The organism is Roseomonas rosulenta (genome assembly GCF_016106005.1).
Taxonomy (GTDB): Bacteria; Pseudomonadota; Alphaproteobacteria; order Acetobacterales; family Acetobacteraceae; genus Neoroseomonas; species Neoroseomonas rosulenta.
Map to the genome: position 1 here is coordinate 1 of NZ_JACADR010000343.1, position 4,046 is coordinate 4,046.

4 protein-coding genes are annotated in these 4,046 nt (G+C 72.1%); 1 reads left to right on the forward strand and 3 read right to left on the reverse strand.

Annotated features, from left to right (window positions below; translation table 11 throughout):
* Positions 1-292: 292 nt before the first annotated feature.
* The gene (locus tag HW578_RS23710; protein ID WP_198373176.1) at positions 293-1,273 is read right to left on the reverse strand and encodes a M14 family metallopeptidase; all 981 of its coding nucleotides are present in this window, start codon (positions 1,271-1,273) and stop codon (positions 293-295) included.
* A 178-nt stretch (positions 1,274-1,451) separates the two neighbouring features.
* On the opposite strand from HW578_RS23710, the gene HW578_RS23715 reads away from it, so the two are divergent.
* The gene (locus HW578_RS23715) at positions 1,452-1,874 is read left to right on the forward strand and encodes a CDGSH iron-sulfur domain-containing protein (RefSeq protein WP_198373177.1); all 423 of its coding nucleotides are present in this window, start codon (positions 1,452-1,454) and stop codon (positions 1,872-1,874) included.
* 34 nt (positions 1,875-1,908) lie between these two features.
* On the opposite strand, the gene HW578_RS23720 is transcribed toward HW578_RS23715, so the two are convergent.
* Both HW578_RS23720 and HW578_RS23725 read right to left on the reverse strand, forming a co-directional pair.
* A complete protein-coding gene (locus tag HW578_RS23720) occupies positions 1,909-2,142 on the reverse strand; it encodes a hypothetical protein (protein ID WP_198373178.1) in 234 nt (77 codons plus the stop codon).
* Between the two features lie 19 nt (positions 2,143-2,161).
* Entirely contained in the window at positions 2,162-3,790 is a 1,629-nt protein-coding gene (locus tag HW578_RS23725) for an electron transfer flavoprotein-ubiquinone oxidoreductase (RefSeq protein WP_232479239.1), read from the reverse strand.
* Positions 3,791-4,046: the final 256 nt, after the last annotated feature.

Genomic DNA, 4,046 nt, shown 5'->3' on the forward strand with positions numbered 1-4,046 from the left:
GCGAGCGCGGCCGGCCCGGCGTCGATCAGCGCCAGCATGTCGCGCGCCGGCGGCATGGCGCGGCCGAGGTCGAGCACGCGCGCGCCGTCCAGCAGGACGCCGGCGCGGCTGCCCTCGGCATCGGCGAAGGTGATGAGCTTCAAGGCGGCCATGGCGCGCTTCCTCAAGGATACGGGGTGGGCGCCACGCAAGCGCGCCGCGCGGCCCCGCGCAAGCCCCCCGCGCCGGCGTCAGGGATCGGGCCGCCGCCTGCGTCCGGGATACGCCCCGCCGCGCGGCCCCGAACGGCCGGTCAGTCGACGAATCGCGCGAGGCGCACCGCGGTATGCCCGCGCGGGACCATCGGCGTGGGCATCACCAGCAGGCAGTCGTCGTGCGGCGTGCGGATCTCGGCCTCGCCATCCAGCGCAATCAGGGTGTTGGCGCGCGGGATCACCTCCCCGCCGCGGAAGTCGCGCAGGAAGGCGAAGGACTGCGTGGCGGCGGTGATGGTGCGCGTCACGCGTGCGAGGCGCGGCGGCGGCGCGGGGGCGATGGGCGGCAGCGGCGGGCGCGGCTCGACCAGGCCGGCCAGGCGCAGCAGGCGCAGGCAGGCCTGCTCCATGCGCGCGACCGTCGGTTCCTGCCAGTGGTCGCCCGCCTCGACCAGCACGGCCGTGGCGGTGCTGCCCGGTGCGGCGAAGCGCGCATAGTCGATCAGTCGCCGCCCGCCGGCATGCCCGGCATCGGCCACCACCGTCTGCGGCACGCCGATCGCGAGGCCGAGCTGCGCGGCCCTCCCGGTCTCGCCTGCCAGGATCAGCGGGTCCGACCGCCAGAGCATGGAATGCAGGTCGGCCAGCATGTCCACGCTGTCGAACAGGGCGCGCAGTTCGCGTGCGCGCTTGAGCTCGGCCGACCGGCGCGGGCCGTCGAGCGCGCCCGGATCCCACAGCCGGTTCATGTCCTCGTCAAGGAAGCGCGTCGCGGTCGGGTCGGCCGCGTCGAAGCGGGCGAAGGCCTCGAGGTTGCAGAAGACCAGCGACAGTCGCCCGCGCGCCGGGCGGACCGCGAGGCGCAGCAGCCGGTCCAGCACCACCGCGCCGGCGATCTCGTTGCCATGGATGATGGCGGTGATCGCGACATGCGGCCCCGGCGCTTCCGCCGTGAAGGACCAGGCGCCGGGGATGCCGCAATTGCCCGGCAGCCAGCGGCGTAGGTCGGGCCGGGCGATGTTGACCGCGACGACGGGCGGCCGCGCCGGCGCACGCCCTGGCTGCGGAAGGTCATGCATGGCGCGCGACCGGCGCGCCGCTGTGCGGGCGGCGCGGCACGGCAGGGACGCCCCGGAGGTCCTCCGCGCTCTGTGCGTCACGCACGCTAGCCCCCAGTATGCGCCCCATGATTGCAGTCTATACAGGTCGTTCATGTCGTCCAGACGTGGGCGTCAGCGGATCGACCGGAGAACAACCATGAGCAGTCCGACGCCGGGTGCCCACTGCACGGCACGTGTCCTGGCCAATGGCCCGCTGGAACTGCGCGGAAGCGCGATTCTGCTCAACGGGGAACCGGTCGGCGCCGAGGCCTGGCTGTGCCGCTGCGGCGCATCGGCGAGCAAGCCGTGGTGTGATGGAAGTCACAAGACGGCCGCCTGCGTGCTCACCGGCGAACCGCCGCTGCGCGAGGGCCGCGACCTGCCCGAGTCCGGCGCGCCGCTCAACCTCGAGCCGCAGCCCAACGGGGCGGTGAAGGCAACCGGGCCGCTGGTGATCCTGAACGACGCCGGCGCGGTGACCGACCGCGTGACGCAGGCCTTCCTGTGCCGCTGTGGGCAGTCGGCGCGGCAGCCCTATTGCGATGGCAGCCACAAGCGCGCGGGCTTCGTTGCGCCCTAGCGCGCGACGTTCTTCTCGCCGCGGAACGCTGCCGCTACTTTCGCGCCGCCATCTCCTCGCGGATCGCAACCGCCAGCGCCTGCACCGCGCCATGGAAGCGGCGCAGCAGCAGCACCCAGATCACCAGCACCAGCGCGGCCCACAGAACGCCGAAGGCTTCCCAGGCGAGGCCCGCCGCCGCCACCCAGCCGAGCCCAAGCAGCATACCCGACCGCAGCACGCCCAGCACGGGATGCGCGCTGCGCGGCAGCGGGGCCTCGGGGCTCATGCGGCGCCAGCCGGTCGGCTCACATGCCGCCGATGTAGTTCGGTCCGCCGCTGCCCTCGGGCGTGCACCAGTCGATGTTCTGCGTCGGGTCCTTGATGTCGCAGGTTTTGCAATGCACGCAGTTCTGCGCGTTGATCTGCAGGCGCGGCTGGCCGTCCTCGACGCCCACGGCCTCGTAGACGCCGGCGGGGCAGTAGCGGCTCTCGGGGCTGGCGAAGCTCTCCCAGTTGACACCCTTCCAGCGCGACGGGTCGCGCAGCTTCAGGTGCGCGGGCTGGTCCTCCTCGTGGTTGGTGTTCGACAGGAACACCGAGGAGAGCCGGTCGAAGGAGAGCACGCCGTCGGGCTTCGGATAGTCGATCTTCGGCGCATCCGCCGCCTTCTTCAGCGTGGCGTGGTCGTCGTGATGCGCCATGGTCCAGGGCGCCTTGCCGCGCAGCACGTAGGTGTCGAGCGCGGCATAGGCCATGCCGCCCCAGAAGCCGAACTTCGCGAAGCCGGGGCGGATGTTGCGCACCGCTTCCAGCTCGCTCCAGACCCAGGAGGCGCGCAGGTTGGCCGGATAGGCCTCGAGCACCGGCGGGCGCGCCGCGGCCTTGAGCGCCTCGGCAATCGCCTCCGCCGCCACCATGCCGGACTTCATCGCGGTATGCGTGCCCTTGATCTTGGGCACGTTCAGGAAGCCGGCGCTGTCGCCGATGATGGCGCCACCCGGAAAGACCAGCTTCGGGATGGACTGGAAGCCGCCCTCGTTCAGCGCGCGCGCGCCGTAGGCGATGCGCTTGCCGCCTTCCAGCATCGCCGCCACCGCGGGGTGGTGCTTCAAGCGCTGGAATTCCTCGAAGGGTGACAGCCAGGGGTTGGTGTAGTCCAGCCCGACCACGAAGCCGATGCTGACCAGGTTCTCGCCCAGCATGTACAGCCACGACCCGCCATAGGTGTCGGAGGGCAGCGGCCAGCCCACGCTGTGCCAGATCAGCCCGGGCGTGTGCTTCTCCTTCGGGATCTCCCACAGTTCCTTGATGCCGAGGCCAAAGGTCTGCGGCTGCGCGCCCTCGCGCAGGTTGAAGGTCTCGAACAGCTTCTTGGTGAGCGAGCCGCGGCAGCCCTCGCCGAACAGGGTGTAGGTCGCGCGCAGTTCCATCCCCGGCTGGTAGTTCGGGCCTTCCTCGCCCTCCTTCGTGATGCCCATGACGCCGGCCACGACGCCGCGCACCTGGCCGTCCTCGATGATGGTCTCGGAGGCCGCGAAGCCCGGGTAGATCTCGACGCCCAGCGCCTCGGCCTTGGCCCCCAGCCAGCGGCACACATTGCCAAGGCTGACGATGTAGTTGCCGTGGTTGTTCATCGCCGGCGGCGTCGGCAGCTTCCACGCCTTGGTGGCGGTGAGGAACATGAAGCGGTCGTCGCCGGCCGGGGTCGCCAGCGCCGGCGGATCGTCGCGCCAATCCGGGATGAGTTCATCGAGCGCGCGGGGCTCCAGAACCGCGCCCGAGAGGATATGCGCGCCGATCTCGCTGCCCTTCTCGACCAGGCAGACCGAGGCATCGGGGGCAAGCTGCTTGAGCCGGATCGCGGCCGCGAGGCCCGACGGCCCGCCGCCCACGATCAGCACGTCGAACTCCATTGCCTCGCGCTCAGCGGCCATGTCCGGGGGTTCCTCTCGATCTCGGCCCCCATGTAGCGGCAGGGCGGGTTGCGCGGAACCCCGCCCGGGGCCGATATGGCCGCCATGGAGCAGGACCGCGCGGCGCTGCTCGCCGCCCTCGCGCTGCAACTGGACTGGGGAGCGGACGAGGCGCTGGAACCGGCGCCGCCCGATCGCGCCCGCGCGCCCGTGGCGGCGCGGGTGGCGAATGACCCCGCGCCCGCTCCGCCTGGCCGCGATGCAGCCGCGCCGCCGC